This is a genomic window from Ruegeria profundi, assembly GCF_020171505.1.
GTDB classification, from domain to species: Bacteria; Pseudomonadota; Alphaproteobacteria; order Rhodobacterales; family Rhodobacteraceae; genus Ruegeria; species Ruegeria profundi.
The window spans coordinates 18,184-43,944 of the sequence record NZ_JAIUZS010000009.1; the positions used below are offsets into that span (position 1 = coordinate 18,184).

26 protein-coding genes and 3 pseudogenes are annotated in these 25,761 nt (G+C 55.7%); 4 read left to right on the forward strand and 25 right to left on the reverse strand.

Features of this window, described 5'->3' with window-relative positions; translation table 11 throughout:
- Positions 1-7: 7 nt before the first annotated feature.
- Both cpaB and LCM21_RS18090 read right to left on the reverse strand, forming a co-directional pair.
- Entirely contained in the window at positions 8-982 is a 975-nt protein-coding gene (gene cpaB / locus LCM21_RS18085) for a Flp pilus assembly protein CpaB (RefSeq protein ID WP_224891849.1), read from the reverse strand.
- Between the two features lie 145 nt (positions 983-1,127).
- Positions 1,128-1,307 (reverse strand): Flp family type IVb pilin, encoded by a 180-nt coding sequence (locus tag LCM21_RS18090; RefSeq protein ID WP_157770050.1) that lies wholly within the window; start codon positions 1,305-1,307, stop codon positions 1,128-1,130.
- Positions 1,308-1,896: 589 nt separating this feature from the next.
- On the opposite strand from LCM21_RS18090, the gene LCM21_RS18095 reads away from it, so the two are divergent.
- Positions 1,897-2,688: a helix-turn-helix domain-containing protein gene (locus tag LCM21_RS18095; RefSeq protein ID WP_224891850.1), complete on the forward strand. Its 792-nt coding sequence runs from the start codon at positions 1,897-1,899 to the stop codon at positions 2,686-2,688.
- 317 nt (positions 2,689-3,005) lie between these two features.
- Here the strand turns inward: LCM21_RS18095 and LCM21_RS20930 are convergent.
- Positions 3,006-3,283 (reverse strand): annotated as a pseudogene (locus LCM21_RS20930) (transposase); the annotation flags it as partial.
- On the opposite strand from LCM21_RS20930, the pseudogene LCM21_RS18105 reads away from it, so the two are divergent.
- Positions 3,284-3,499 (forward strand): annotated as a pseudogene (locus LCM21_RS18105) (IS5/IS1182 family transposase); the annotation flags it as partial.
- A gap of 157 nt (positions 3,500-3,656) precedes the next feature.
- Here the strand turns inward: LCM21_RS18105 and LCM21_RS18110 are convergent.
- The 3 genes and pseudogenes from LCM21_RS18110 to LCM21_RS18120 all read right to left on the reverse strand — a co-directional run bounded on the left by LCM21_RS18110 (position 3,657) and on the right by LCM21_RS18120 (position 5,984).
- Positions 3,657-3,941: a hypothetical protein gene (locus tag LCM21_RS18110; protein WP_224891852.1), complete on the reverse strand. Its 285-nt coding sequence runs from the start codon at positions 3,939-3,941 to the stop codon at positions 3,657-3,659.
- A pseudogene (locus LCM21_RS18115) lies at positions 3,934-4,131 on the reverse strand (DUF5681 domain-containing protein); the annotation flags it as partial. The gene LCM21_RS18110 and the pseudogene LCM21_RS18115, both read right to left, overlap by 8 nt.
- Before the next feature lie 386 nt (positions 4,132-4,517).
- Positions 4,518-5,984 (reverse strand): uracil-xanthine permease family protein, encoded by a 1,467-nt coding sequence (locus tag LCM21_RS18120; protein WP_224891853.1) that lies wholly within the window; start codon positions 5,982-5,984, stop codon positions 4,518-4,520.
- Positions 5,985-6,711: 727 nt separating this feature from the next.
- Between LCM21_RS18120 and LCM21_RS18125 the strand changes: the two genes are divergently transcribed.
- A complete protein-coding gene (locus LCM21_RS18125; protein WP_224891854.1) occupies positions 6,712-6,996 on the forward strand; it encodes a hypothetical protein in 285 nt (94 codons plus the stop codon).
- A 122-nt stretch (positions 6,997-7,118) separates the two neighbouring features.
- On the opposite strand, the gene LCM21_RS18130 is transcribed toward LCM21_RS18125, so the two are convergent.
- The 18 genes from LCM21_RS18130 to LCM21_RS18215 form a co-directional block, all read right to left on the reverse strand.
- A complete protein-coding gene (locus LCM21_RS18130) occupies positions 7,119-7,514 on the reverse strand; it encodes a RidA family protein (protein WP_224891855.1) in 396 nt (131 codons plus the stop codon).
- On the reverse strand, positions 7,511-7,918 hold the full coding sequence (locus LCM21_RS18135) for an acyl-CoA thioesterase (protein ID WP_224891856.1): 408 nt from the start codon (positions 7,916-7,918) through the stop codon (positions 7,511-7,513). Before LCM21_RS18135 ends, LCM21_RS18130 begins: the two co-directional genes overlap by 4 nt.
- Entirely contained in the window at positions 7,918-8,604 is a 687-nt protein-coding gene (locus LCM21_RS18140) for an ABC transporter ATP-binding protein (protein WP_224891857.1), read from the reverse strand. Before LCM21_RS18140 ends, LCM21_RS18135 begins: the two co-directional genes overlap by 1 nt.
- Complete coding sequence (locus tag LCM21_RS18145; protein WP_224891858.1) at positions 8,601-9,350, reverse strand: ABC transporter ATP-binding protein; 750 nt, start codon at positions 9,348-9,350, stop codon at positions 8,601-8,603. The genes LCM21_RS18140 and LCM21_RS18145 overlap by 4 nt, the downstream gene beginning before the upstream one ends.
- Entirely contained in the window at positions 9,343-10,329 is a 987-nt protein-coding gene (locus tag LCM21_RS18150) for a branched-chain amino acid ABC transporter permease (RefSeq protein ID WP_224891859.1), read from the reverse strand. Before LCM21_RS18150 ends, LCM21_RS18145 begins: the two co-directional genes overlap by 8 nt.
- Positions 10,326-11,246 (reverse strand): branched-chain amino acid ABC transporter permease, encoded by a 921-nt coding sequence (locus LCM21_RS18155; protein WP_068340590.1) that lies wholly within the window; start codon positions 11,244-11,246, stop codon positions 10,326-10,328. The genes LCM21_RS18150 and LCM21_RS18155 overlap by 4 nt, the downstream gene beginning before the upstream one ends.
- A gap of 52 nt (positions 11,247-11,298) precedes the next feature.
- Positions 11,299-12,429, reverse strand: a complete 1,131-nt coding sequence (locus tag LCM21_RS18160) for an ABC transporter substrate-binding protein (protein ID WP_224891860.1) — start codon at positions 12,427-12,429, stop codon at positions 11,299-11,301.
- Positions 12,430-12,538: 109 nt separating this feature from the next.
- A complete protein-coding gene (locus tag LCM21_RS18165; RefSeq protein ID WP_224891861.1) occupies positions 12,539-14,170 on the reverse strand; it encodes an AMP-binding protein in 1,632 nt (543 codons plus the stop codon).
- Positions 14,170-15,321: an acyl-CoA dehydrogenase family protein gene (locus tag LCM21_RS18170; RefSeq protein WP_224891862.1), complete on the reverse strand. Its 1,152-nt coding sequence runs from the start codon at positions 15,319-15,321 to the stop codon at positions 14,170-14,172. Before LCM21_RS18170 ends, LCM21_RS18165 begins: the two co-directional genes overlap by 1 nt.
- Positions 15,321-16,121 (reverse strand): enoyl-CoA hydratase family protein, encoded by an 801-nt coding sequence (locus tag LCM21_RS18175; RefSeq protein ID WP_224891863.1) that lies wholly within the window; start codon positions 16,119-16,121, stop codon positions 15,321-15,323. Before LCM21_RS18175 ends, LCM21_RS18170 begins: the two co-directional genes overlap by 1 nt.
- Positions 16,111-16,578: a MarR family winged helix-turn-helix transcriptional regulator gene (locus LCM21_RS18180; protein ID WP_224891864.1), complete on the reverse strand. Its 468-nt coding sequence runs from the start codon at positions 16,576-16,578 to the stop codon at positions 16,111-16,113. Before LCM21_RS18180 ends, LCM21_RS18175 begins: the two co-directional genes overlap by 11 nt.
- Positions 16,575-17,306, reverse strand: a complete 732-nt coding sequence (locus tag LCM21_RS18185; RefSeq protein WP_224891865.1) for an SDR family NAD(P)-dependent oxidoreductase — start codon at positions 17,304-17,306, stop codon at positions 16,575-16,577. Before LCM21_RS18185 ends, LCM21_RS18180 begins: the two co-directional genes overlap by 4 nt.
- Entirely contained in the window at positions 17,303-19,597 is a 2,295-nt protein-coding gene (locus LCM21_RS18190; protein WP_224891866.1) for a bifunctional salicylyl-CoA 5-hydroxylase/oxidoreductase, read from the reverse strand. The genes LCM21_RS18185 and LCM21_RS18190 overlap by 4 nt, the downstream gene beginning before the upstream one ends.
- Before the next feature lie 678 nt (positions 19,598-20,275).
- The gene (gene comE / locus LCM21_RS18195) at positions 20,276-20,830 is read right to left on the reverse strand and encodes a sulfopyruvate decarboxylase subunit beta (protein ID WP_224891867.1); all 555 of its coding nucleotides are present in this window, start codon (positions 20,828-20,830) and stop codon (positions 20,276-20,278) included.
- The gene (gene comD / locus LCM21_RS18200) at positions 20,827-21,333 is read right to left on the reverse strand and encodes a sulfopyruvate decarboxylase subunit alpha (protein ID WP_224891868.1); all 507 of its coding nucleotides are present in this window, start codon (positions 21,331-21,333) and stop codon (positions 20,827-20,829) included. The genes comE and comD overlap by 4 nt, the downstream gene beginning before the upstream one ends.
- Positions 21,334-21,381: 48 nt before the next feature.
- A complete protein-coding gene (locus LCM21_RS18205) occupies positions 21,382-21,792 on the reverse strand; it encodes a universal stress protein (RefSeq protein ID WP_224891869.1) in 411 nt (136 codons plus the stop codon).
- Between the two features lie 406 nt (positions 21,793-22,198).
- Positions 22,199-22,936: a dimethylsulfonioproprionate lyase family protein gene (locus LCM21_RS18210; RefSeq protein WP_224891870.1), complete on the reverse strand. Its 738-nt coding sequence runs from the start codon at positions 22,934-22,936 to the stop codon at positions 22,199-22,201.
- A 277-nt stretch (positions 22,937-23,213) separates the two neighbouring features.
- Positions 23,214-24,185, reverse strand: a complete 972-nt coding sequence (locus LCM21_RS18215) for an NAD(P)H-dependent flavin oxidoreductase (protein ID WP_224891871.1) — start codon at positions 24,183-24,185, stop codon at positions 23,214-23,216.
- A 99-nt stretch (positions 24,186-24,284) separates the two neighbouring features.
- On the opposite strand from LCM21_RS18215, the gene LCM21_RS18220 reads away from it, so the two are divergent.
- Complete coding sequence (locus LCM21_RS18220; RefSeq protein WP_224891872.1) at positions 24,285-25,127, forward strand: LysR family transcriptional regulator; 843 nt, start codon at positions 24,285-24,287, stop codon at positions 25,125-25,127.
- Between the two features lie 63 nt (positions 25,128-25,190).
- Here LCM21_RS18220 and LCM21_RS18225 read toward each other — a convergent pair whose 3' ends face one another.
- Complete coding sequence (locus LCM21_RS18225) at positions 25,191-25,697, reverse strand: hypothetical protein (RefSeq protein WP_224891873.1); 507 nt, start codon at positions 25,695-25,697, stop codon at positions 25,191-25,193.
- Positions 25,698-25,761 lie beyond the last annotated feature (64 nt).

Below are 25,761 nucleotides of genomic sequence, written 5' to 3' on the forward strand. Positions count from 1 at the left end.
CTACGGCTTACTGTGCAGAGTTCTGACTAACTTCGATGGGACGGGCCTTGGGACGGGCCTTTGGCTTCGCGTCAGGGTTGACAACAGCCGGGGACTGCTGAGCATCCGTCTGATTGCTAGGGTCCACCTCAGACACCGGTTCACCGCTTGTCGCTTCCGGGGCCTCACGGGGCGTTCTCTGGATTTTGACGACCTCAGATTCGGTTCCACGGTTCACTCTGACCGTGGGTTGTACATCGACCTTTTCAACCGGCCCCTCTTCTTGCAGAAGATCGCGCAGACGAACCATCTCCATAGGTTCGTCCTCAACACTGTCCAACGTTCTCAGCGTAAGGCTCAGGGTTCCGGCCTTTTGTGCCAGTGCCAGGCGCTGACCTTGCTGAGGTGTTACTTCCACTGTGATTGTGCGGGCAACCTCAGGCTGATCAGTAAGTTCTTCGGATTGTTGATCCACGCCGATCACACGGATATTTTGCAGAATAGTTACGGCGCGCAAGTCCATTTTCGCCCCTTGGGTCAAAACAATGTCCACCGTATCACCAGGGGTAACAAACCCGCCAACGGCAGTCCCAGCGTCCACCTCGATCGCCATGGCGCGGGTATTTTCACCCAACTTTTGAACCAGCGTCACTTTTTCGCCAAAATTAGAAACCTTGGAAAGCAACATGACTTCGCCAGGATAAAAACGCCCTTTGGCACGACGCAGCTGACGGCGGTTTTCCGGGACAAGCGCGTCAATATCCGTGAACACTCCTGCTGGCAGAGCTTCGCGGGGCCACGAATGAGTTGTGACATGGTGCGCTTCGATTGTCTGACCGAAAGCGATTTCCGATCGCGCGACGTAGATCTCTACCAAATCGGCGTTTGATGTCGTCGATCCAGACGCGCTTGGATTAATCTGAATGTAGTCTTTCGCCAGGAAAACGGATCCAGACGCAATCGCGATTCCGAATAGCGTGGTAATAACTGGTCTGATACGCATCTCTTTCTCCAAAAGTTACGCTCAAAAGATTCGAAATTTTTGTAATCAAGTGTTTTCGAAAATCCCGGCGATGGATTCTGCGCCGTTTTACTGATGCGACGGCGCAGAATTCTGTTGTTTTTTCAAATTTTGGATCGTCGCTGGATTAGCAGTTATTGGTTGCGTTCAGAGCATCGCAGGCGCCAGCAACATTATTAGCAGTCTCGGTGCCCAGGAAGCTGAATGCGCCAACCGCAATCGAGCCAACAACCAAAAGCGCGAGGCCATACTCAACAATTGCCGCACCGCTTTCTTCTTTCACGAACTTCTTCATAAATTTAGTCATGTTTCCCCCGAAAGGTTAAGTTAAAAATACGCCGCTATCTATGTAGAGCAACGGAAGCAGGCGCTTTGCCTAAGCTCAGGAATCAAATTAGCCCGGGGTTAGGTTTCAAACTTCAGTCAAAGATGCAAAGTTTTCTATCTTTGGTTGTTTCTTCATATCAGCCATATTTCTAGAGGAGATTTACTTTAATGCGACATGAATAAAGCATTAATGTTCGACGAATCGCATACTCGCCGCGAATCACAGACCTTGGAAACATTGCTACAAAATTAGAGGTGATTGATGCGCTTTAAAGAACAATGTTCCGCCGTTGATTTCGGAGGCAGGACTTGGGAACGCATGAAAGATTCCAGAAAATTTTTAATTTTTTTTGTTTATTTACAATATTTTACAAGATTCCCATTATTCTACACTTTCTAAGCTCCTTGGTTTCCCAGACGCCATATCGCTTGCCGCCTGCAAAGATCGCGGCGCAAGTTGTTGAAAGCGGTGGGGGCCGCAACAAGGAGCCCGACTGATTGTTCCGGTTGGGTTGGTAAACAAAGTAATGAGTGTAAATTTCTCCAAGACCGCTCGTGCGGATGATAGCTTGAAGACAGTTATGGAATGGACGCTTGCATTAAGTGGCAATGCGCCCATACGGATTGTCCTAAACCAGATAATGCAACTTGCTAATGCAGATGCTGCATTAATTGTTCGCACATCAAAAAAAGAATTAAAATTTAAGCATCTTGCAAGACGCTATATCCATGAAGGAAAAATTTGGCCTTCGCAACCTCAGACTAAGATCGAAATGATAATAGGCGACAGCATTTTATCCGCAAAGGCAGGTTCAATTTGGCGTTTGTCGGAAATGTTGCCGTCTGTCAGCGAATCCGTTTCTCAAAGTCGAGAAATTGCCCTAAAAGAATTCAATGAGATAGTTGTGATCCCGCTTGAGTCTAGTAAAAGCCAGCTTGATCATCTGGAATTACAGTATAGGCATGCACCATCGCGTGAAGATCTGGATTTTCTTTCTTTATTAGCTTCAACACTGGCATTTGGATGGAGCAAGCGCACCCCCGGAGTTGTTTCCTCTCAATCTGACCAGACGCGAAGCCACCAGCGTAGAAAAATTCGTGAAATAGGCATAGTCCCGATCTTGGATGCTCGAAATCCAGCAGCTTTAAGCAGAAGCGAATTCCGTATCTGTGCGATGATGAAGGAAGGAATGACTGTCAGAACAATATCTGAAACTTTGTCTGTTTGCCCAACAACCGTTCGGTCACACTTGAGTTCGATATTTTCTAAGACCGGCGCTTCTAGTCAGATCGAGCTTTTGCATCTGTTAAATCGACCTGCAAACTCTGGAAAACAGTCTTTAGACCGTCAGATCGTCTAGGCTCAGGACTTCGGTGGCGGGGGTGTCTGAGTCAAGCTATTTTGCGCAGCATGATTGATCCGCGATGGCAATGCCGCTGTATCAATTCGTGCCCGCCCTGCTTTCTGTCGCGGCCTTCGATTGGGGTCCTTCGGGTCCATGCTTAGGTTCGTGCTCAGCGCCTTGCCTGCCGACATGATTTAGTTCCGATCTGCCCATCTCATTGGCGTGCTGGATTGGTTTCAGCGACGGTCCAGACCACGGCACCATCGGACCCACGTCCCCGCGGGACTTCGAAGGCCTGCGATCAGGCAGGCAACGGGTGGATCAACAGGCGATCAGGCCATGTTCGGTGCCGCGTGGGGCTGCAATACGGTGCCAGCGACCCAAATCCGATGAAGGATGACAGCAATGCGGCAAGCGAGGGTGACCATCGCTATTTTCCGACCTCGGCGTCGGGCAAGCTGGGCACCCATGTTCGCAACCATGTCGAGCGTCCCCGGTTCATCATGACAGTCGCAGCCCGGCACAGCGCCCGCCTCAGATTGACATCCCCTGCCTTGGTAATGCCACCGGGCACATCACGCTCACCGGATTGGGTGCGCGAGGGCGATAGGTCGCCCGAAATATCGCTAAGACCCGCCAATACGAAATCTCAATGAGGTTGAGGAAGAAGGTCGAGATGCTGTTTGAACACCTTAAAGGCATCGTTGGCCCCCGATTACGTGGCCCATGCGGCGTAAGTGGCAAATTCCTCTTCGCCGCCACCGCCCAATACCTCCGTAAACTGGCGAAGACCTTTCCTGCACTGCAGAAACCGAAAACAACCTAACAATAAAAGGCGCTCTCACCTTCAATCAGCACCCACATTTTCCAATCGCAACACGATGATTTTCAACAGAATCAGCTCGACGCAGTCATCTGTTACCGCACCCCTTATGACCGCTTTGCGTTGCTGTGCCGACTTCAAAGGCACCGTCAGTTGCAAATCACCTGGGCGGAGATTTATCCACGACATCCAAAGCGGTGCTGACCCGATCATAAAGCTCTTCACCTGTCCGGATGTGGCATTCGAGCTCTGCGATCTCATCTGGGTCAGTTTCGTGGACCATCGCTTCACGCAGATCGTCGATGTTGGCAGGGAGGTCAGGGAGTTTTCTACGCTGGTCGTCCAATTTCTCTTTCTCTTCTTTGGTCATTGGTCCGACAATGCGCACCTTACCAGTTCGCAAGTCGATCTTGATGTGATCCGGATGCGGAATGGGCTCAACCATGGTTTCTATCCCGGCTTCCGCACGCCTGCGCCATGGGAACGGTCACGCTGCGGTGCCCTTCTCGGATCGTGATGTCGCGGTATGCCTCATCGAGAATGATATCTTTCATCCGCTCCTCATGCATGCCCTGACGTTTGTTCTTTGATCCCCTGGGCCACCCCTTTGGATTACCAGACTTGCCCAGTTTGAAGCGAGTGTCTTTCGGCGATTTCCCTGTTCCCTAAAGAACATGGAATTGCCCCGGACTGGATGGCCGCAGACTGCAAGCACAGCCATCTTCCATGACAATGCGAATTTATCATAACCGTGCGAATTCCACGCGGTTCGTGCAAATCGATGCCAACAAGTTTGCCTGCTCACAATGATTCGGACACCAATCAACGTCAGTGCGTTTTTGTCGGAAGCGTTGACCTTTAATGCTCCTCGGTCTTCGTCGGCGGACTTTGTGGATCGAAACGCGGATTATTTTTGCAAACGCCCTTTCCAGGGTCAGTAAATTGCAACCCTGAGCTTTCAACCCAACGTTTCGGCTGAATTCCTTTCCAAAGCGAAGGGGCGTTTGCCGCTTATGCAGTATCAGACGTGATCATCTTTCATCATTTCACTACGACCGTGTCCTGCCATTCCCCCGGATACTTCTTCGGTTGCTTCATCTGCGAGCGTCTCTGGCAGAATGAGGTTAAGAACAATGGCGATGAGAGCCGCAGGTAAAATGCCTGAAGCACCCAATATCCTCAGTGTGTCAGGAAGGTGTTGCAGGGCGTTTGCCGAGCCAGGCGCGACGTTCATTACCTCTAGTTGCAGACCCAGACCTATCGAAAGAGAGACCGCAAAAATAACCATGTTGCGACGGTTCCAAGCCACATCCGACAGCATTGAAACACCTGCGGCGACAACCATTCCGAACATGACAATTACACCACCACCGAGCACCTCGATTGGGACAGTTCGAATGATACCGCCTACCTTGGGTATCAGTCCGCATATGATCAAGAATATGGCGCCGATGGTAACGACATGCCGGCTCATTACCCCGGTCATAGCAATCAGGCCGACGTTTTGGCTGAAGGAAGTATTTGGGAACCCTCCAAAAATTCCTGCAAGAGCAGTACCGAAGCCATCAGCGTATGTCGCACCTTGGATTTCTCTGTCCGTTGCTTCGCGGTTAGCACCACCCTTCGTTATCCCGGACACGTCCCCGACGGTTTCAACAGCCGAAACAAAAGCCATGAGGCAAAAGCCGATCACGGCGGCCAATGAGAATTCAAAACCGTATTTGAAGGGTTGTGGCAGTGCGAAAGCAGCGGACCGTTCCCAGGATCCCGAAATTGCCTCTATTGGGAGTTTTCCAACGAATATGCAGTACACGTAACCAACAAGTATCCCGATCAGAACCGCCGACACAGACAGCATACCGCGAGCAAAGAACTTAAGGCCAAGGGTAACAAATACAACGATCAGAGCTGGTGCCCAACTCGAGAGAGATCCGTAGCTTTCTGCCCCTGAGGCTTTTGCGGGTACACCACCGGCGGCGTACTCAATGCCGACTTTCACCAATGCGAGCCCGATCATGGTGACAACAAGACCGGTGACCAAAGGCGGCAGCGCAAAGCGTATTCTACCTATCACGGTGCCAAGTAGAGCGTGAAAAAGACCGCCAATTACCACGCCACCAAAAAGTGCTGCTAGACCGTCAACACCCTTCCCCGCAACCAGAGGTATCATAATTGGAATAAATGCAAACGAGGTGCCTTGCACGATGGGCAGGGCTGCACCAACAGGACCAATAGTAACGGTTTGCATTAACGTTGCGACGCCTGCAAACAGCATCGACATTTGGATAAGGTACAGTAATTCAGGAAAATCCAGGCTATTTGACCCAAAACCAAAGCCGGCAGCGCCCGCAACAATAATTGCAGGGGTTACATTTGAAACGAACATTGCCAGAACATGCTGAACACCCAATGGAACGGCTCGGTAAATAGCTGGAAAGTAGTTCGGATCACGGAGTTGCTCCGGGGTTCCTATATTCGAAGCAGTCATGGAGTTCCTCCCGTCAATCAACCGGTGCAGACCTTGACTATACGTTGGCATTCCTGCACCTGAGATGGCGTCATAAAGCTCGATTCTGTTTCCAGATTTTGTTTCCAGCTACGCACCTACACATTCAAAGTTGACTATTGATAGTGCAGGCTAGTGACAAGAATTATCAAAAATATCAAAAAGGTGCTGTGGATACCTGGTGATCAGTGACTGAGCTTCGCAATGTGCGCCCGTCAGTCTTGTATTGCTAAATACAACAGTTCATCCAGCTTCCAATTTTGTAACCTACTTCTCAATTTTTGCAGGGGTTTTGGCGTGAATTAAGCTACTCTCTTCTCCTGCGGATTGGTCGGGATTTCTTCTTTTCTCAGCCAATAGAGCAGGACTGGGGCACCCTGAAGTCGGGCAAGTGACCCGTCAGCTTCAACAACTCTGATCTGCTCTTCATCGAAGAACAGCAGGCAGCAAACCAAACCTCAAATCAGTGTCCGAATTTCAGGGGGTTCACTGGTTCTGGTTGCCCGTATTGCGCCGAGTACCAAGCGTGCAACACTCCAAAGGTTAGGGGGCTTAGTATCCAGTAAACAAACGTCCGCAACTCGGGAAACACATGGCAGAGAAGGAATGCCTCCAATGCAAAGGGAAAATCTCAACCTCATCGCATTGGCTTTGTTCGGAACCACGGCAACGGTCCGACTGGTCCTAAGAGGCCAAGATTTATCTATCCATGCCCGAGACCGAAACCCGCATTGAAACCCCCTTAGGTACGCTGAGCTTTCTCGACGCGTGGAAAAACCTGGATTTCGCCTTCATGGGTGCGCGGTCCGAAACAAAGAGACAATCGAGAGTGCTGGCGGTCTCCAATTCCACAAACCTGACTATTGGTAGCGCAGGTCCTGCGGGTGGTTTCAGATGGAGCAGCACCGCATATGCTGATTACTGCGGTTTCCGCAGCGGCAGTCAGGCGTGGTCGGTTCTGCTGAGCGCCGATCATACTTTTGGCGACAGGTGAGGGCTGCATGGCGAATAGCGGTATACTTCATTTGATCGCGGCAATAATGGCAACGATTGCAGCTTTGATCAGTCCAGACCGCTATTTGGTGCCACCTATCGGTTCTAGGCAGGCTTCGCGACTTAGGACAAGTGCGCCGTGGCTTCGATTTCCACAAGCGCTTCGTCTTCGACCAGACCGGCCACGATGATCATCGACATGGCTGGAAAGTGCTTGCCGAACACCTCGCGATAGGCGGCACCAACCTCGGCCTGTTTGGCAAGGTATTCGCTTTTATCGGTGACAAACCACGTCAGGCGGGTCACATCCGATACCTGACCGCCCGCGGCTTCGACGATATCCACGATGTTTTGAAGCGCCTGTTTCATCTGGCCGATGAAGCCACCGCTGACGAAAGTCTTGTTTGCGCCCCAGCCGATCTGCCCGCCGATATGAAGTGTCCCATCCTTGGTCAGAACGCCATTTGCATAGCCTTTTGCCGGAAGCCATCCGTCAGGCTGGATGATTTTGTGGGTCATGTAGCGCCCCCCTTGAATTCGGTTAGCTTGCTGCGGATCACATCTGGCCAAGCCTCGGGGCGGCCATTTGCGGTGACGTTGACCAAGGTTGCCGAAGTGGTCAGGCGCACCTCATCCCCGCAACATGCGGTCATCTTATAATCTGCCGAACTGCGGCCGACCTGTGTGATCTCGAGTTGAAAAACCAATTCATCGCCATGGCGGCTTGGAGCCGGAAACTGAGTCTGGATTTGAACGGTCGGCACCGCCCCATTGCGATGCAGATCATGAAACGGGGCGCTTAACCCCTGATCAAAAAAAGCCTCGACACAATCATTGATCATCTCGAAGTAGCGAGGAAAAAATACGATCCCGGCAGGGTCGCAATGTTTGAAAAGCACTTTTTGATGAAATTCGAACGCCATCAAACCCCCACGTATTTCTCTGAAATGTCCGAGGTCAGTTCGTCCATCTTACCCGACCAGACGGTGCGCCCACGTTCCAGTATGACCGCCCTGTCGGACACAGACGCCAGTTCCTTTATCGACTTGTCGATGAGCAGGATCGCGACGTTGGTCTCTTGCCGCAGACGGTGCAACGCCGTCCAGATTTCCTGTCGGACGATTGGCGCAAGACCCTCTGTCGCTTCGTCAAGGATCAATAGCCGAGGGTTCGTCATCAAAGCGCGACCAATCGCCAGCATCTGCTGCTCTCCGCCCGACAATGAAACCGCCCGTTGGGTCTGCCGCTCGGCCAATCGGGGAAACAGGTCAGTCACGCGGCCCAAGGACCAGTATCCCGGGCGCGCGGCGGCGATCAGGTTCTCACGCACGGTCAGATCGGCAAAACAACGGCGACCTTCCGGCACCAGACCCACGCCTTGGCGGGCGACCTTGTGGCTGGGCAATGCGTGCAGATCCTTCCCGTCCAACTTCAACGTGCCCTCAGACCGGATCATCCGGCAAATGGCCTTTACCGTGGTGGTCTTGCCCATCCCGTTGCGCCCCATCAGGGCCGTGACCCGCCCTTCCGACATCTCAAGATCAACGCCGAACAGCGCCTGGCTGACGCCATAGGTCGCGGTGAGGTTTTCAATCCGCAAAAGCGTCATGCCTCATCTCCCAGATACGCGTCGCGCACTTCGCGGCTTGAGCGGATTTCATCCGCTGTACCGGTGGCGATGACCTTGCCGTAGACCAATACGCTGATCCGATCAGCCAAGGCAAAAACTGCGTCCATGTCATGCTCGACCAGAAGAATGGGGGCTTCTTGCCGAAGACCATCAAGAAACCCGGTCAGCCGTTTGGAACCCTCGGCGCCCAAACCCGCCATCGGCTCATCCATGACAAAGGCCTTTGGCGACAAGGTCAGCGCCACCGCAACTTCCAACTGCCGCCGCTGGCCGTGGCTGAGATTAGCGCAGCGCGTATCGCGGTTTTCCGTCAGACCAACCCGCTCCAAAGCGGCCTCGGCCCGCTCGCGCAGGGCTGAGCGTTTCAAGGCTGGCCGCCAGAACCGCCAGGCCATATGTTCGGCCCCCATTGCGCCCAGCACCGCGTTTTCAAGAACGGTGTCCTCCATGCAAAGCTGCGAAATCTGGAACGTGCGCCCCAGCCCGGCCCGCGCACGCGCTTGGGTGCTAAACCCCGAGACGTCCTGGCCCTTCAGCATAACCCGCCCCGAGTCGGGCCGTAGCCCCCCGCAAATCTGTTGGATCAACGTCGACTTACCCGCGCCATTGGGGCCGATAATGGCGTGGATTTCCCCTTGCTTCAGATCAATGGACACATCATCCGTGGCTTTGAGCGCCCCAAAGCTTTTGTTCAGGTTCAGCGTGGCAAGAACGGGATCAGACATGCGCGCCCTCTTTCCCGGTCAGCAATCCAGTTAGGCCGCCGCGCCCGAACAACACGATACACAGCAAGACCAGACCCAGATAGACGTGCCAAAAGTCGGTCAATTCGCCAAGGAAATGTTCAAGCGCAACAAAGACGCAGGCGCCGATGACCGGCCCCATGAGCCGCCCAACCCCGCCAATGATGATCAGAACGATCAACTCACCCGACAACTGCCAACTGAACATCGTAGGGGACACAAAGCGATTCAGGTCCGCAAACAACGCACCCGCCAGCCCGGTGATCGCGCCTGAAATCACAAAGGCAAGCAGCTTTAGCCGCATCGGGTTCAGGCCCACGGTCTCAACCCGCACCGATGTCTGGCGCGCCGCGTTCAGGGCCAGACCAAAGGGCGATGCCTGAAGGCGTGCGAACAGAAACAGCACTATGCATAGAAGCGTGAAACAGATGGCATAAAACTGGATCGGTGCCAGTGTGTTCAGGCCGGGAAAATCGTTGCGAACGTAGATCGACAACCCATCCTCCCCTCCATACTGCGCCCAAGAGATCGCGAAGTAGAAGAACATCTGCCCGAATGCCAGCGTGATCATGATGAAGTAAACACCAGAGGTTCTCAGCGACAACAACCCGATAAATACCGCCACTATGGCCGACAGGATCATAGCCACAAGCCAGATCACCGGCATGGACTTCGTTCCGTCCATCGAGAAAAGCCCAAGGTCAAGCGCCGTGTAGGTCTGCGCGTGATAGGCAAGGATGCCCATCGCGTACCCTCCGATCCCGAAGAACACGGCGTGGCCAAAGCTGACCATCCCGCCAATCCCCAGGATGATGTTTAGTCCCACCGCGGCCAAGGCAAGGATCACCGCTCGCGTCACTAAGGTGATTGTAAACGGCTGATCCGCAACAACCGCCCAAAGCGGCAGCGCCAGCAGGCCCACGATCATAACGGCGTTGAGATATCTTTCATTCAACCTCATGCGCGTGCTCCGAACAGGCCGGTGGGTCGCCAGATCAGAACCAGCCCCATCAGCACGTAAATGCCCATGGACGCCAGCGCCGAGCCTGATTTCTGCGCGGCCCCCGTCTCCATGAACAGCTTGAAGAGTTCGGGCAGGAACACACCACCCAGCGTGTCGGTCAATCCGACCAGCAAGGCACCGACAAAGGCACCGCGTACCGAGCCGATGCCACCGATGACGATGACAACGAAGGCAAGGATCAAAACAGGCTCGCCCATGCCCACCTGAACCGACTGGATCGCGCCAACCAAAGCTCCGGCCAGACCCGCCAGCGCGGCACCCAGCGCGAAAACCAGCGTGTAGAGTTTTGAGATATCGACGCCCAGCGCCGCAATCATCTCGCGATCATTCTCTCCGGCGCGAATCTGAATGCCCAGCCGAGTACGTTCTATTAGTGCCCAAAGACCAACGGCCACGGCCAGCCCGATGCCGATCAGGGTCAGACGATACAGCGGGTATTCGATCCCGCCGGGCAGCGTAACAGGCCCCGATAGGGCATCGGGGATGTCCAGAAACAGCGGGAAAGACCCAAAAACCCAACGCGTACCTTCGGAAAAGATAAGGATCAGCGCAAAGGTGGCCAGCACCTGATCCAGATGCGGCGCGTTGTACAGCCGTCGGATCACCGCCATTTCGACAATCGCGCCAGCCAGCGCCGCAGCAGCCAAAGCCGCAACCAGCGCCAACAGGAAAGACCCGGTTGCCCCGGCCACGGCAGCGGCGGCAAACGCGCCAACCATGTAGAGTGAGCCATGGGCCAGGTTTATCAGACCCATGACGCCAAAAATCAGCGTCAGGCCAGCCGCCATCAAGAACAGCATGACGCCGAATTGCAGCCCGTTGAGGATCTGCTCGATAATCAGGATCGAGGACATGGAAACTCCGGTGGTCTGCCCGCCCCGCGAACGGGGGCAGGCAGCAGGTCAGTTACATTTTGCACTCAGCCGCGTAAGCGTCAGAGTGGTTTTCCAGCGCAACGCCGATGATTTTGTTGGTGAACACGTCACCTTCCTTGATCACTTCGCGCGCATAGATGGTCTGAATCGGGTGGTGGTTCGGACCAAAGCTGAAATCACCACGGGTGCTGTCGAACTCGGCCGCACGCAGCGCTTCGCGGAAGGCATCGGCATCCGACGGGTCGGCTTTCTCAAGCGCGGACAGCAACAGGTTTGCCGTGTCGAACCCCTGGCTTGCATAGAGCGAGGGCAGACGTCCATATTCAGCCTGGAAGCTTTCGACAAACGCCGCATTGGTCGGGTTGTCGATATCCTTGTTCCATTGCGAAGTGTTCACCACGCCCAGCGCTGCATCGCCAACCGCTTGTAAGATACCCTGATCAAAGCTGAAGGCCGGGCCTACCACGGGTAACTCGATACCGCTGTCAGCATATTGCTTGAGGAACGAAATCCCCATGCCACCGGGCAAGAAAAAGAAAACGCTGTCCGCATCGCTGGCCCGGATTTGGGCAATCTCGGCGGCGTAGTCTGTCTGCCCCAGTTCGGTGTAAACCTCACCAGCCAGATTGCCCTCGAAGAACCGTTTGTAGCCTGTCAGCGCGTCCACGCCCGCCGGGTAATTCGGTGCCAGGATAAAACTGTTCGAGTAGCCCGCGCCATTGGCATAGGCTCCGGCGGCCTCGTGCAGGTTGTCATTTTGCCAGGCCACGTTGAAATAGTTCTGGTGACAGCCCTGCCCGGCCAAGGGCGACGGGCCCGCATTGGGCGACAGGTAGAACACGTTCTGGTTCACCGCCGCCGGCACAACCGCCATCGCAAGGTTGGACCAGATGATACCGGTCATCACGTCGACGCGTTCGGATTGGATCATTTTATCGGACAATTGCACGGCGATGTCCGGCTTTCGCTGGTCATCCTCGATCACGACCTCAATGTCGTCGCGGCCCGATTGCACGATCGCCAGCATGAATCCGTCGCGCACGTCGATACCCAACCCGGCACCACCGCCGGACAGTGTCGTGATCATCCCGACCTTGACCTCAGCCAGCGCACCGGTGGCGCATAGCGCCGAAACCGCAGCGGCTGCTAAAAACTTTTTCATCTTCATCTCCCTTTGTTGGTCTTTTGAACGCACCTTGTGTCGTTGTTCTGCGCGTTCACCTATGCCCCTGTCAGAGTGTTCTTTTTTGTTGTTTTGCTATTCACACCGATCATACCCCCTTCGTCGAGAGGGTTTTCAGCTTGAACCGCTGAATTTTTCCTGTTGCCGTCTTTGGCAAGGACTCACAAAACCGGATAGAGCGTGGATATTTATACGGCGCAATGACTGATTTCACGTGATTTTGCAGCGCCTCGCGCAGGGCATCATCGGCTGTTACGCCTTGGGCAAGGACAATATGCGCCTGAACGATTTCCCCGCGATCGGGATCTGGTGCACCCACCACCGCACATTCCGCAACGGCCTCATGCGCAAGCAGCGCGGCCTCAACCTCGGGGCCTGCGATGTTGTACCCGGCGGACAGGATCATATCGTCGTTTCTGGCCGCGAAATGGAAGTATCCGCCGTCATCCTTGTAGAAACTGTCGCCCGTGATGTTCCACCCATCCAAGACGTATTTTTTCTGCCGCGCATCGTCCAGATACCGGCAGCCGGTCGGGCCGCGCACAGCCAACCGGCCAACCTCACCAATCGCCGCCTCTGACCCATCGCGGTTCAAAACCTTCGCCTCGTACCCTTTGACTGGACGCCCGGTACACGCGGGCCGGTGATCGTCAAACCGGTTCGAGATGAAGATATGCAGCATTTCCGTCGCGCCGATCCCGTCGAGCATCGGCTTACCCGTCCGTGCCATCCATTCATCGTAGACGGGCTTCGGCAACGTTTCCCCCGCGGACACCGCCGCGCGCAGGCTGGACAGGTCAGCCCCGTCCTCCATCGCCCGTAGCATCACACGATATGCGGTGGGCGCGGTAAAACAAACGGTGGCTTTGTACGTCTCTATGATCTCGATCATTCCCGAGGGCGAGGCTTGTTCCAGCAAGGTCGCCGTGGCCCCGAACCGCAGCGGAAACACCGCCAGACCACCCAGCCCAAAGGTGAAGGCCAGCGGGGGTGAGCCGACAAATACGTCTTCGGGCTGTACATCCAGAACCTCTTGCGCATAGCCATCGGCGATAATCATCAGGTCACGGTGGAAATGCATCGTGGCCTTTGGTTCCCCCGTCGAGCCGGACGTAAAGCCCAACAACGCCACATCATCGCGTCCGGTTTTGACACAGTCGAATTTTACTGGTTTTTGAAGCGCCAGACGATCCAGCTCAGCATCATGGTTCGATGTCCCGTCAAAGCCCACAACCCGCTTCAAGAACCGACTGTCACGGGCGCAGACCTCCATTTCCTCCATCAAACGCGTGTCGCAGAGGGCAAGCTGAATCTCTGCCTTGTCGACATGTTTCGTCAACTCCCCAGCGCGGAGCATGGGCATAGTGTTGACGACCACCGCACCAGCCTTGGTTGCAGCCAGCCAGCAGGCCACCATCGCCGGGTTGTTTGCCGACCGTATCAAGACGCGGTTACCGGGCTGCACACCCAAATCCTCGACCAACACATGCGCCAACCGGTTGGTCCAGTCGGTAAGCTCTTTATAGGTCCGCTGGCGTCCATTGCCGATCAGCGCAATGTTGTCGCCAAAACCTTTTTCGACCATCGCATCTGTCAGCTCATACCCCGCGTTCAGGTAGTCTGGGTAGTCGAATCCGTCCAACAGAAAGTCCGGCCACTGATCCTCGGGCGGCAGGTTGTCTCGGGTAAACGTATCGGTATGCGCGGACGGTCCCAACATTACTTTCCCTCACTCTGCGCGGCCATTGTCTGGCGGGCAATCACCACCTTTTGCACGTCCGAGGCACCTTCGTAGATGCGCAATGCCCGGATTTCGCGATAAAGCGTCTCGACCGGCATGCCCGAACGCACGCCGTCACCGCCAAACAGTTGCACCGCCTTATCGATGACCTGCTGGGCATGGTCCGTCGCGAACAGCTTGGCCATCGCCGCCTCACGCGTGACACGCGGCGCGCCGCTGTCCTTGACCCATGCGGCGCGATAGATCAGCAAAGCCGCCGCATCGACATCCAACGCCATGTCTGCAACGTGACCCTGCACCATCTGCAAATCGAACAGCGGTGCGCCCTGTACATGGCGCGCGCCGACCCTCTGCAGTGCCTCATCCAGCGCGCGGCGCGCAAATCCCAAAGCTGCTGCTGCCACGGTCGAGCGGAACACATCCAACACGGACATTGCGATCTGAAACCCTGACCCACCTGTCCCGATCATGGACTGCGCCGGCACGCGGACATCGGTGAACCGCAGCGTGGCCAGCGGATGCGGCGCGATGGTGCTCAGACGCTCAACAACCTCAAAACCCGGCAGATCGGGCGTGACGACGAAGGCAGACAGCCCCTTGGCGCCCGGTGCTTCGCCGGTGCGGGCGAACAGAGTGTACACATCCGCGATCCCGCCGTTCGAAATCCACGTCTTTTCGCCGTTCAATACGTAGTCATCCCCATCTAGCGTCGCGGTCATGGTCGAATTTGCAACGTCCGAACCCGATTGCGGCTCGGTCAATGCAAAGGCCGAAATCGCCTGTCCGCTGCGGGTCTTCGGCAACCATGCGGCTTTTTGTTCGGGCGTTCCGAAAAGCGAAATCGCGCCGGTCCCCAACCCTTGCATCGCAAAGGAAAAGTCGGCCAATCCGTCATGGCGGGCAAGGATTTCACGCGTCAGGCACAGCGTCCGAACATCCAGCTGACCGCCTTCATCCGCCGTAGGGTGCAGCAGGCCAGCCGCCCCCAAATCTCGCACAAGCCTGCGACAGGCGGCATCCGTGTCCGTGTGGTCGATCTCAAGCCCTTGTGCGACCTGTTCCACCCGCGCGGCCCAGTCCCGGTGACGCGGTTCGAAAAACGGCCATGTCAAAAAGCTGCGATCTGGCATCAATCCCCCATAAAGTCCGGTTTTTCCTTGGCCACGAAGGCGGTGTAGGCGCGTTCAAAATCTCCGGTCTGCATGCAGATGGCCTGCGCCTGCGCTTCGGCTTCGATCGCCTGTTCGATGGACATTGACCATTCCTGCGCAAGCATCGTTTTGGTCATCATATGCGCGAAATTCGGGCCTGCCGCGATCCGGCGGGCCATATCTTGCGCCGCACCGTCCAACTGATCGGCCTCAACCAGTTTGTTGTAGAAGCCCCAGGCAAACCCTTCGTCCGCATTCATGGACCGCCCGGTATAGAGCAGTTCCGCAGCCCGGCCCTGCCCGATGATCCGAGGCAGGATCGCACATGCACCCATGTCGCAGCCCGCAAGGCCAACGCGTGTAAACAGAAAGGCGCATTTGGCCTGTGGGGTGGCGATGCGCAGATCGGACGCCATAGCGATGATCGCCCCCGCGCCAACGCACACTCCGTCAATCGCTGCGATAACCGGCTTACCGCAATTCACCATCGCCTTGACCAGATCACCAGTCATGCGGGTGAAGGCGAGCAATTGTTTCATGTTCATGCGGGTCAGCGGGCCAATGATGTCATGCACATCCCCGCCTGAACTGAAGTTGCCTCCGTTCGACGCAAACACCACCGCGTCAACATCATCCACATAGACCAGATCGCGAAACCAGTCCCGCAGTTCGGCATAGCTGTCGAAGGTCAGCGGATTTTTCCGATCAGGCCTGTCCAGAGCGATTGTTGCAACCCGGTTCTGAACTTCACACCGAAAATGTTTGACGTTACAGGTCATTGGCTTCCTCTGGCAGATTGAATTCCGTGGTCAGTGTCCGGGCATCTTCGGCCGAAAACTGGCCCAGCATGTCGGCAATCCAAGCCTCATGCGCAGCGGCCTGCCGGGCGAACTCCTCGCGCCCTTTCCGCGTCATACAGACACGATGGGCCCGTCGGTCGCCGGGCACCGGAACACGCACCAGCAACCCGTCGTCAGCCAACCGATCAACAATACCGGTCACGTTTCCGTTGGAGACGCGCAAAACACCGGATATTTCGCTCATCTTCAGGCCATCTTCATAGCGTGACAGGGCAGCCATGACGTCGAACCGGGGCAAGGTCGTATCGAACTCGGCCCGGAAATTTTCGCGCAGTTTTGCCTCAATCCCACGTGTGGTTTTCAGCAATCGCAACCAAAGGCGCAGTCGCTCTTTCGAGGCTTCCTCAAGCGGGGGGTGCGCAAGCGTTGGCGTCATACCTCCCCCCCGGACAGGCTGAGCGTGTGGCCGTTCACCGATTTTGCTGCATCCGAACACAACCACATGACAGCACTTGCGACCTCATCTGTTTCAATGAATCGACGTTGAGGGTTGCCCCGATGAAGCGAGGCAGCGGCGTCCTCTGCGCTCATCCCCGTCTTTTCGACGATGTTCGCGATTGAGCGGTCCAGCATTGGGGTGTCGACATAGCCGGGGCAAACGGCGTTCACGGTAATCCCAGTGGGGGCCAGTTCAACCGCCAGCGCTCGGGTCAGGCCGACAACGGCGTGTTTCGCGGCGCAATACCCCGCGACATAGGCAAAACCTTTCAACCCTGCGACCGACGCTATGGTGATCAGGCGTCCTGTGCCTGCGGCCTGCATGTCTGCCAGCCCGGCCTGCCACACATTGAAGACGCCAACAAGGTTCACCTCGGTCATGGCCCGAAGGTCATCTGCGGTCATCTTTGAAAACGGGGCGGACTGTGCCGCACCCGCATTAGCGATGACCGCGGTAACCGGACCTCGATCTGCGCGGGCGGACTTGAAAGCCGCTTGCACCTGCGCCGCATCGGTCACGTCACACACTTCGTAGGGCAGCCCTTGTTCCTGCAAGTTAGCTTCGGTCCGCCCCAATAGCGTGACCGCCGCGCCATCTTCTGCGAAATGTTTTGCAATCGCGGCGCCCACCCCGGTGCCGCCGCCGGATACAACAACGTGGCTCATACCTTACCTTCCATTTCCGCTTCACGATCAGCCAGTCGCCAGGCCTGATCCCGTCCTGCCTCATAGGGCTTGGGCCAAACCTCTTGCCGGTCGCCCAGCGCGGTGGCTGCGTGCAGGGTCCAGTAAGGATCGTTCAAATGCGGCCGTGCCAAGCAGACCAGATCGGCACGCCCCGCCATCAAGATCGAATTGACGTGGTCCGCCTCATAGATGTTTCCAACCGCCATGGTCTTAATGCCGCGCTCATTTCGGATGCGGTCCGAGAACGGGGTTTGGAACATCCGCCCGTAAACCGGCTGCGCCTGTGTCGAGGTTTGACCGGCAGAGACATCCACGATATCCGCGCCTGCCGCATCGAACATGGTGGCGATCTCGACGGCCTCTTCCGGGGTGATGCCGTTTTCGCCAACCCAGTCGCTCGCTGAGATGCGCACCGCCATCGGCTTTGCCTCGGGCCAAACCGCGCGCATGGCCGTGAAGACTTCCAGCGGATAGCGCATGCGGTTTTCCAGACTGCCACCGTATTCGTCATCACGCGTGTTGGACAGCGGCGAAATGAAGGACGAGATCAGGTAACCATGAGCCGCATGCAGTTCGATCATGTCGAACCCGGCGCGATCAGCCATACGCGCGGCCTCAACAAACTGCGCGGTCACGCGATCCATATCCGCGCGATCCATCGCTTTGGGCACTGCGTTTTCGTCTGACCACGGAATGGCAGAGGCCGATATCAGCGGCCAGTTTCCATCCTCCAGCGGTTGATCCATACCCTCCCACCCGATGCGGGTCGATCCCTTGCGTCCGGCATGTCCGATTTGGCAGCAGATTTTGGCTTCAGTCTCGGCGTGTACAAAATCGGTCAGTCGGCGCCATGCTGTTTCATGCGCGGGCGCGTATAGCCCCGGACAGCCCGGCGAGATGCGGCCATCTGCACTGACACAGGTCATCTCTGTATAGACCAGCCCCGCCCCACCCTTGGCACGCTCGCCATAGTGGATCAGGTGCCAATCGGTCGGGCAGCCCTCCACCGCTTTGTACTGCGCCATGGGCGAAACCACGATCCGGTTCTTCAACGCCATCTCACGCAATCGAAACGGTGCAAACATCGGCGCGCGGGCGGGCGCGTTGGATTCGGCCCCGGCCTGCTGCATGAACCAGGCTTCTGCACGGCCCAGCCACTGTGCATCGCGTTCGCGCAGGTTTTCATGGCTGATCCGCTGCGACCGTGTCAGCATGGAATAGTTCAGCTGCACTGAATCCAGATCGAGGTATCGTTCCACATCTTCGAACCATTCGACCGAGTTCCGCGCAGCCGATTGCAGGCGGAGAACCTCTAATCGGCGTTCGTCTTCATAGCGGGCAAATGCCGCCTCAAGCGTGTTTTCAGTGTGGATATACTCGGCCAGCGCAAACGCGCTTTCCAGCGCAAGCTTTGTGCCCGACCCGATCGAGAAATGCGCTGTGGCGGCCGCATCCCCCAGCAGGACGACGTTCTTGTGACTCCATTTTTCGCACAGGACACGCGGGAACCGCAGCCAGGCCGAACCGCGAATGTGGTTGGCATTGGTCATCAGGGCATGGCCGTCCAGATGATCCTTGAAAATCTCTTCGCAGACTGCAATCGACTCCTGTTGGCTCATGCCGGCAAAACCGTAAGCGTCGAAGGTCTCTTGCGTGCATTCGACGATGAATGTCGCGGTGTCCGGGTCGAACTGGTAGGCATGCGCCCAGACCCAGCCCTTTTCGGTCTTCTCGAAAATGAAGGTGAAAGCATCATCGAATTTCTGATGCGTTCCCAGCCAGATGAACTGACACAGCCGCTGGTCGATGTCCGGTTTGAACACGTCTGCAAACTCGGTTCTGGTTTTCGAGTTCAACCCATCCGAAGCGATAACGATATCGTAGTCATTCATATAGTCCGAGGCTGACGCGATCTCGGTTTCAAACCGCATTTCAACACCCAACTCGCGGGCGCGTTCTTGCAAAAGCAGCAAAAGCTGCTTGCGTCCGATCCCGCAAAAGCCGTGCCCGCCAGAAACTGTACGCTGGCCATTGTGAACAAGTGCAACGTCATCCCAATATGCAAAGTGGTCGCGGATTTTGGCGGCACTGACGGGATCATTAGCCGCCAGGTTGTCCAGCGTCTCATCCGACAGGACAACGCCCCAGCCAAAGGTGTCATCGGGTCGATTGCGTTCGATCACCTCAACCTCTGCCCCCGGATTTCGAAGCTTCATCGAAATCCCGAAATAAAGGCCCGCAGGTCCACCGCCAAGGCAAGCAATGCGCATCGCCACCCTTCCCCTCATCCCTTTGAATACCTGAAACGCTAGACCGAGTCGCCCATCGCTTCAAGTTAAAATATTTTATGCTTAAAGTTTATATGTGTGAATTTGTGCTGTGCTGAATCAACAAAGCCGCGCGTCGTTGGATGGTGATGCATGTTGCAACGATCGGCGATCTTTCAATCATCACAACCAACAACCTGCTGGTGAACGCGGTCAGTCGAGCAGAAACCTATACCAAAGGCAGGCATGACAGAGCCGCAGCTTATATTGCGCGAATGTCGACATACACACTGGCGGCACTTGATGCGCCCGCCAGTAAACCGCTGATGTCATTGTCGCAAAATGAAAGCCCGCGACGGCGCAGGTGATGGACAATGACGGGCAAGGTGTGTTCGACCCGGACGCGGTTGGCAGACCGGTGATAAGCTCAAATCAGGCAATGCTGTTTCAAGCCCTGCACCTGCTGGGTATAACAGCGCCCGTTTGAAGCTATGGTCAACCGCTGGAACGAAAAAGGTGACAAACCGGCCACGTTTTGTTTCGGCACCAGAGACCACTCAAATCAAAGCCATTGCGACATGAGTGTTCCGTACCATTGATTGCGATTGCCCCAGTGCTTTTGAAGCGGACGTAGAGCGGTTAAGCGCGCGTCTTCGACCCTATGGCGGACGTTGACCGCAATCAGGCCTGAACGGCCTTCATAAAGCGGTCGCGGATCACCACCGGGTCCATTGTGATCGGCGGCATCTTGGCATTGCCGCTTTCACATTTGCTGACGATGATGGTCATCTGCCGGGCATCCAGCGCCTCTTGCAGTACACGGCCGGTCTGCTCGGCATGGCATTCGATGACGCGGTCGCAGCCCGCAGCTTCAGCCATTTTCGCCAGCGAGGTTTTCCGCCCAGCATAGGTCGGCTGATCCCCTGTAGACCCATAGGACCCATTGTCGATGATCAGCAAGATGTAGTTGTCGGCCACATTGTTGGCGATTGTTGGCAGCGTGCCAAGATTGGTCAAAACCGAGCCATCGCCATCAATCACGATTACCGGTTTGGGCTGCGAAAGCGCCAGCCCAAGGCCAATGGACGAGGCCAACCCCATCGTACCCAGCATATAGAAATTGCTCGGTTGGTCGTCGATGGCATGAAGTTCCTGACTTGGGATACCGATATTGCAGACAACAAGTTGGTCCCGCAGGATCGGGGCGATTTCCTTTAGAATTTCAGAGCGTATCATTGGTCGCCATAGCCTCCCCAAAAATTGGCGTCGGTCAGAATGGCGACCGGTTTGTTGCACATGAAGGTGTATTTCAGGATCGCGTCCAGCTCAGCCACATCCGCCTGATGGTGGAAGTGATAGGTCGGGATGTGCATCTGCGCCAGCAGTGCCTTGGTATGCACGGCCATTTCCACCTGACAGGCGATGGGTTCGCGCAGTTCCCCCCGGTATGAGATCAGCATGGGCAGCGGCATCCGATAATACTGGATCAGCGTCGCCAGAGTATTGATCGTCACGCCAATAGCGGTGTTCTGCATAATGATCGCAGGGCGTTTGCCCCCCATCCAAGCACCGGCGCACAGCCCCATTCCTTCATCCTCTTTGTTGGCCGGGATATGATAGATGCCGTCGCGCTTGTCGATTTCATCGATCACCCCGGCCAATTGCTTGCACGGCACGGTGGTCACAAATGAGATATCGTTGTCGATGAGATCATCAGCGATCTTTTCATCAATGTTCATTTAGGGTCTGTCAGTCCTGTTTGGGGCGCGGTCGGCGCGATTGAAAGGTCAGATGCTGCGATGCACATGCACGGCACATCCGGCATGGCGGACAACGCGTGACGCGGTAGAGCCGAGGAAGTAATCGCTGAGGCCGGGCTTGTGCGAGCCGATGACGATACAGTCGAAATCCCTGCCATTGGCATAGTCGATTATGGTCCGGGCGGTGTGTCCCTTGACAATATCGGACGTAACACCTTCGATATCGTCGATTTTCTCCCGCAACATGATGCTGGCCGCGCGAAACCCACGCGCGACCAATTCCTTGTCCAGATAAGCGCTGACCGAACCCTGAGGCATTTCATATACATGTAAGGCAACGATCTCGCCGCCGTCCGCTGAAAGGGCGCGGGCCACCTCAAGCGTGTGGTGTGAAATGCCGTGATCCAGCGCCATTGGAACAAGAACTTTATTATACATGACCCCCTCCGTTTTGCCGGGCCTAAACCCACGGCACGAGGATGGTTTCAGGGCAACAACGACCCCATGCGCAAATCGCTGTGCGTCAAGCCCTTTGCTCAAAGCCCATCCCACGGTTCAGTCAAGCGCACCTTGTCGACCGCAAAAATGCGTTTCGGGTGTGCCGGAGATCCTCGGCCGTATCTTTATAGGTGCCGGTAAACGTGATGTCTTGCAAGGCCATGCAAGGATATCCGCGCAGTAAGCATCTTCACCCAGCCCGCAACGCTGCGCGTAAATCAATATCTGGCCCGCTTCGCTGCCCATACACTTTCACCTGCCTGTCCGGCAGGCCGCTGGATCATGAGCGTATCGGCAAGGCCGAACTGGGTTTGGTCGCCATCCTGCGGGACAGGAACTCCAGAAACTAGGCTGGATGTTGCACAGCGGCTGCGGCATCAACTATGCCTTTTTTGAGTTCCGGATATTTTTTTGGTTCAGAAAAATCGTTCATGTCGTCTCGATACCAGCTGGGTTCGTTGATGGCACCGACCTGACCGTGGACGGCGAACACAGGGGTGTCGAAGGTTTGGATTGCATGCGCTTCGTTGCTTCTGAATATCATGAAGTCACCCTGAATTTTCCGAATAGGACTTGCTCCGTTGCTCCCGTGGAAAAAGACATCCCCTGACAGGACGACGTAGAACTCTTCCGCGGGATGGGCGTGCGGCGGATAGTAGGAATTGGGACCAAGCAAAAACAGACCAAGTATAAGGTCTTGGCTTTTCAGAACGCCGTTCGGACCAACACCTTCCCCGTTTGCAAATTCCGACAGGAACGGGCGGCTCCAGTTATTCTCGACATAGAATTCGGCCCAATTAACATAGCCAAACGCCGAAAGGGCGGCTTGTTGCAACGGGGCCAAAGACGGGGGAGCACTGGCCCCGAAAACCTTTGGCGCGTGACGCAGGGCCCGAACCTCTGTCCAGTCAGGCGGCTTCACAGGCCCGGCAGCAGTATCAAGACTGTCTAACGCGGAGGACATGATGCGCGTCAGCTCTTTTTTATCCTCTGAAAGGTCATCCCCGATATTTAAAATGAGATGCTCGGACGTTCGGCGAGCCAGTCTTTGCAACGCGCCGATAGCAGTATGTTTGATGTTCATTGATACTTGGGCTTCTACTCTTCGTGTTTTCCGGCCCTGAAATCGCCCGAAAGGTCGACTAAGCCATTAACACCACAGCAGAAAATACGGAGTTTTCGTTTTGACGGAAGGGGGATGTCAATATCAACACAGTCTGTTGATCACCCCGGAGCGGATCATCCGTCCCTTTGAATGACCCGGCTCGGCGATTTCAGCTTGTTGCAGGAACACTCTGATCTGGCCGCTGCATCATTCAGGGCACATACACTTTGCCAAGCGCGGCACGATGCAAAAGCCTCTATCGCGCCAGGAAATTCGCACCGTTTTTCAGCAGCGCGGCGGCCTGGGATACGGTTTTATCAACAATCTGCTCGGCACTTTCGATTGCATCTATCAAATCCAGCGCCTCACCGGCAATCAGAACCCGGGTCGCATAGTCTTGTGGATCGGATGCCTCATACACTTCGCGCTGCGCATCGGCGTTTTCTTGCAACGCTTCGATATTGTTATGCCATTTCCTAGCGAATTTGTTCGCAACCACGCGGCCGCTAAAGTGCCACGGCCAGTCCAGCCCTCGGACCACGTCGAACACTTTTGATCTGATTGTGTCATCGCCCTTGGAGTCCACTAACTGTCGCTTTGCCGCGTCCGGTCCGACTGCTTCTTCGCTGGCCCAAAAGCGCGTTCCCATCATGACGCCGTCCGCACCCAGCATAAGGGCGGCAGCAAGACCCCTTCCATCCGCGATGCCACCCGCTGCAACAATAACCTGATCTGGACCCGCCAAGTCTCTGACGGCTGGCAACAGTGCGGTCAGCCCACGATCCATGCCGTGGCCGCCACCTTCTTGGCCTTGAACGACAACTATGTCTACACCTGCCTTGAGGGCCATGTCTGCTTGTTCAAGTCGCTGAATTTGCCACAGGGTTTTCACCCCCGCAGCCCGCGCCTTTTGCACCGCTTCGGTGCCATCGCCGAAGGACAGCATCAGTACCTTGGGGCGCAGTTCCAAGGTTTTGTCCAGCAATCCCGGCTGTTTCAACATGCTCCACGTGATGAACCCGACGCCAACAGCCTGGTTTCCAGCCTCCTCAAATTCCTTGGTGATCCAGTCAAAGTCGCCATACCCCCCGCCGATCAGGCCCAAACCACCCGCAGATGTAACGGCACCCGCCAGCTTACCACCAGAGACAAGGTCCATGGGCGCCAGCAGGATGGGGTGTTCAATGCCGAGCATCTCGGTCAGGCGCGTATGAAGTATCTGTTCCACGTTTTTCTTTTCCCAAGCCGTTGTTTCCCACAATGTAGCATTTTTCTTTTTCCTGAAAAAATGATTGAATAAGGAATTTTCCATCAATAATTTTAGAACATGGATTTTGCTTTGCTTCGAACGTTCCTCGCCGTGGTTGAAAAAGGCGGCTTTGCGGCTGCTGCTCTGAAACTTGGAACCGTGCAATCCAACGTGACGCACCGGATTGTCCGTTTGGAAGAGGAGTTCGGGCAGAAGCTGTTCACGCGCGGTCGGGGCGGTGCCCAACTGACGCCGTTTGGTGAAATTGCTCATTCCAAATTGGATCGGCTGTCAAAGGAAATCAGATACGTCGAAAGTAATCTGAAGGATATTTCAAACGGGTCTGGCCACTTGCGACTGGGGGCGATGGAGACCACGGCCTCAGCTCGGCTCCCGGCGTTGCTGAAGACCCTGCGCGAGGTTTGCCCGGATGCACAGCTGTCTTTGACAACCGGCCCAACAGCTCAGCTGACACAGGCTGTTTGGAAACGTGAGCTTGACGCAGCATTCATTGCGGGCCCCGTGGATGAAAACAGGTTCAAAGCGATACCGGCCTTTGAAGAAGAACTCGTGGTCGTTTCAGCCAAGAACCTGAAAGACAATGCTCCGATTCTGGTGTTTGGCTTTGGATGCCATTACAGGGCGACGACCGAAACGTGGTTGAGATCTATCGGAAAATCGGACTCCGACCTTCTGGAAATGGGGACGTTCGACGGGATCATGGGGTGCGTGGCGGCTGAAATGGGACGTGCGGTTGCACCCAGAAACGCCGTTGCAAAGTCACTGGTCGGTCAGAACCTTGATATCACCCCCCTGCCCGAGCCATTCGGTACTTCTCCGACTTCGCTGATCATGCGCCACGACTACGCGCCGGTTCGCGCAGCAGTCGCGTTGCAGAACCTTCTTGCCCGTGATCAATAACGGCAGGCGGCGCAAACGATTGCGCGGTGAGAACCGGACGGAAACAACATCTTTTCAGCGCGATCAATTGATCCGTGTCGACGCAGCCAACGCACCGGCCAGCGCGGTCCGAAGCTCTTGCGGGAAATCCCGGCCCTTTTCGTAAAGCCCGGCAGCTACCCAGCCGACGGCATGGCCCCGGCTTCCGATATCGTTAACCCGGGCAACGGTTGGAGAGGTGCGCTCGGTACTCACCAAAGCCATCGAGCGCTCGATCTCACTTTCAATCAGCACCATTTTCACCGCACTGAAGATATCAACGGAAACCTGCAATGTCTGATGTTCAAGCCGGTGTTTTGCATCCGTCAGCAAGCGGGTGCAAAAGGCTGAAAGGAAATACCAGCGGAAGATTGTGAAAACGCGGTCCTGCACTTCGCCCCGTACGGTTTCACTGCGCATCGCGTCCTGAGACACTTGTTGGAACGCGGCCTCGGCGGCTTTGGATGCCTGGCAGATTTGCTGTTCGCGCTTGGCAATCGAAATCACGCGTGGTGCGTACTGCACAGCGGCTTCGTGAGATTCCAAATTCATGTATGTCCTCCAGTCATAACTTCTGACGAGGACATGGAAACTCTGAAACAAATTCGAATACGAG

What these genes read in the sequence shown, in the direction of transcription:
- cpaB (WP_224891849.1), bottom strand. Translation starts at nt 982, where the DNA reads ATGCGTATCAGACCAGTTATTACCACGCTATTCGGAATCGCGATTGCG.
- LCM21_RS18090 (WP_157770050.1), bottom strand. Translation starts at nt 1,307, where the DNA reads ATGACTAAATTTATGAAGAAGTTCGTGAAAGAAGAAAGCGGTGCGGCA.
- LCM21_RS18110 (WP_224891852.1), bottom strand. Translation starts at nt 3,941, where the DNA reads ATGGTTGAGCCCATTCCGCATCCGGATCACATCAAGATCGACTTGCGA.
- LCM21_RS18120 (WP_224891853.1), bottom strand. Translation starts at nt 5,984, where the DNA reads ATGACTGCTTCGAATATAGGAACCCCGGAGCAACTCCGTGATCCGAAC.
- LCM21_RS18125 (WP_224891854.1), top strand. Translation starts at nt 6,712, where the DNA reads ATGCCCGAGACCGAAACCCGCATTGAAACCCCCTTAGGTACGCTGAGC.
- LCM21_RS18130 (WP_224891855.1), bottom strand. Translation starts at nt 7,514, where the DNA reads ATGACCCACAAAATCATCCAGCCTGACGGATGGCTTCCGGCAAAAGGC.
- LCM21_RS18135 (WP_224891856.1), bottom strand. Translation starts at nt 7,918, where the DNA reads ATGGCGTTCGAATTTCATCAAAAAGTGCTTTTCAAACATTGCGACCCT.
- LCM21_RS18140 (WP_224891857.1), bottom strand. Translation starts at nt 8,604, where the DNA reads ATGACGCTTTTGCGGATTGAAAACCTCACCGCGACCTATGGCGTCAGC.
- LCM21_RS18145 (WP_224891858.1), bottom strand. Translation starts at nt 9,350, where the DNA reads ATGTCTGATCCCGTTCTTGCCACGCTGAACCTGAACAAAAGCTTTGGG.
- LCM21_RS18150 (WP_224891859.1), bottom strand. Translation starts at nt 10,329, where the DNA reads ATGAGGTTGAATGAAAGATATCTCAACGCCGTTATGATCGTGGGCCTG.
- LCM21_RS18155 (WP_068340590.1), bottom strand. Translation starts at nt 11,246, where the DNA reads ATGTCCTCGATCCTGATTATCGAGCAGATCCTCAACGGGCTGCAATTC.
- LCM21_RS18160 (WP_224891860.1), bottom strand. Translation starts at nt 12,429, where the DNA reads ATGAAAAAGTTTTTAGCAGCCGCTGCGGTTTCGGCGCTATGCGCCACC.
- LCM21_RS18165 (WP_224891861.1), bottom strand. Translation starts at nt 14,170, where the DNA reads ATGTTGGGACCGTCCGCGCATACCGATACGTTTACCCGAGACAACCTG.
- LCM21_RS18170 (WP_224891862.1), bottom strand. Translation starts at nt 15,321, where the DNA reads ATGCCAGATCGCAGCTTTTTGACATGGCCGTTTTTCGAACCGCGTCAC.
- LCM21_RS18175 (WP_224891863.1), bottom strand. Translation starts at nt 16,121, where the DNA reads ATGACCTGTAACGTCAAACATTTTCGGTGTGAAGTTCAGAACCGGGTT.
- LCM21_RS18180 (WP_224891864.1), bottom strand. Translation starts at nt 16,578, where the DNA reads ATGACGCCAACGCTTGCGCACCCCCCGCTTGAGGAAGCCTCGAAAGAG.
- LCM21_RS18185 (WP_224891865.1), bottom strand. Translation starts at nt 17,306, where the DNA reads ATGAGCCACGTTGTTGTATCCGGCGGCGGCACCGGGGTGGGCGCCGCG.
- LCM21_RS18190 (WP_224891866.1), bottom strand. Translation starts at nt 19,597, where the DNA reads ATGCGCATTGCTTGCCTTGGCGGTGGACCTGCGGGCCTTTATTTCGGG.
- comE (WP_224891867.1), bottom strand. Translation starts at nt 20,830, where the DNA reads ATGATACGCTCTGAAATTCTAAAGGAAATCGCCCCGATCCTGCGGGAC.
- comD (WP_224891868.1), bottom strand. Translation starts at nt 21,333, where the DNA reads ATGAACATTGATGAAAAGATCGCTGATGATCTCATCGACAACGATATC.
- LCM21_RS18205 (WP_224891869.1), bottom strand. Translation starts at nt 21,792, where the DNA reads ATGTATAATAAAGTTCTTGTTCCAATGGCGCTGGATCACGGCATTTCA.
- LCM21_RS18210 (WP_224891870.1), bottom strand. Translation starts at nt 22,936, where the DNA reads ATGAACATCAAACATACTGCTATCGGCGCGTTGCAAAGACTGGCTCGC.
- LCM21_RS18220 (WP_224891872.1), top strand. Translation starts at nt 24,285, where the DNA reads ATGGATTTTGCTTTGCTTCGAACGTTCCTCGCCGTGGTTGAAAAAGGC.
- LCM21_RS18225 (WP_224891873.1), bottom strand. Translation starts at nt 25,697, where the DNA reads ATGAATTTGGAATCTCACGAAGCCGCTGTGCAGTACGCACCACGCGTG.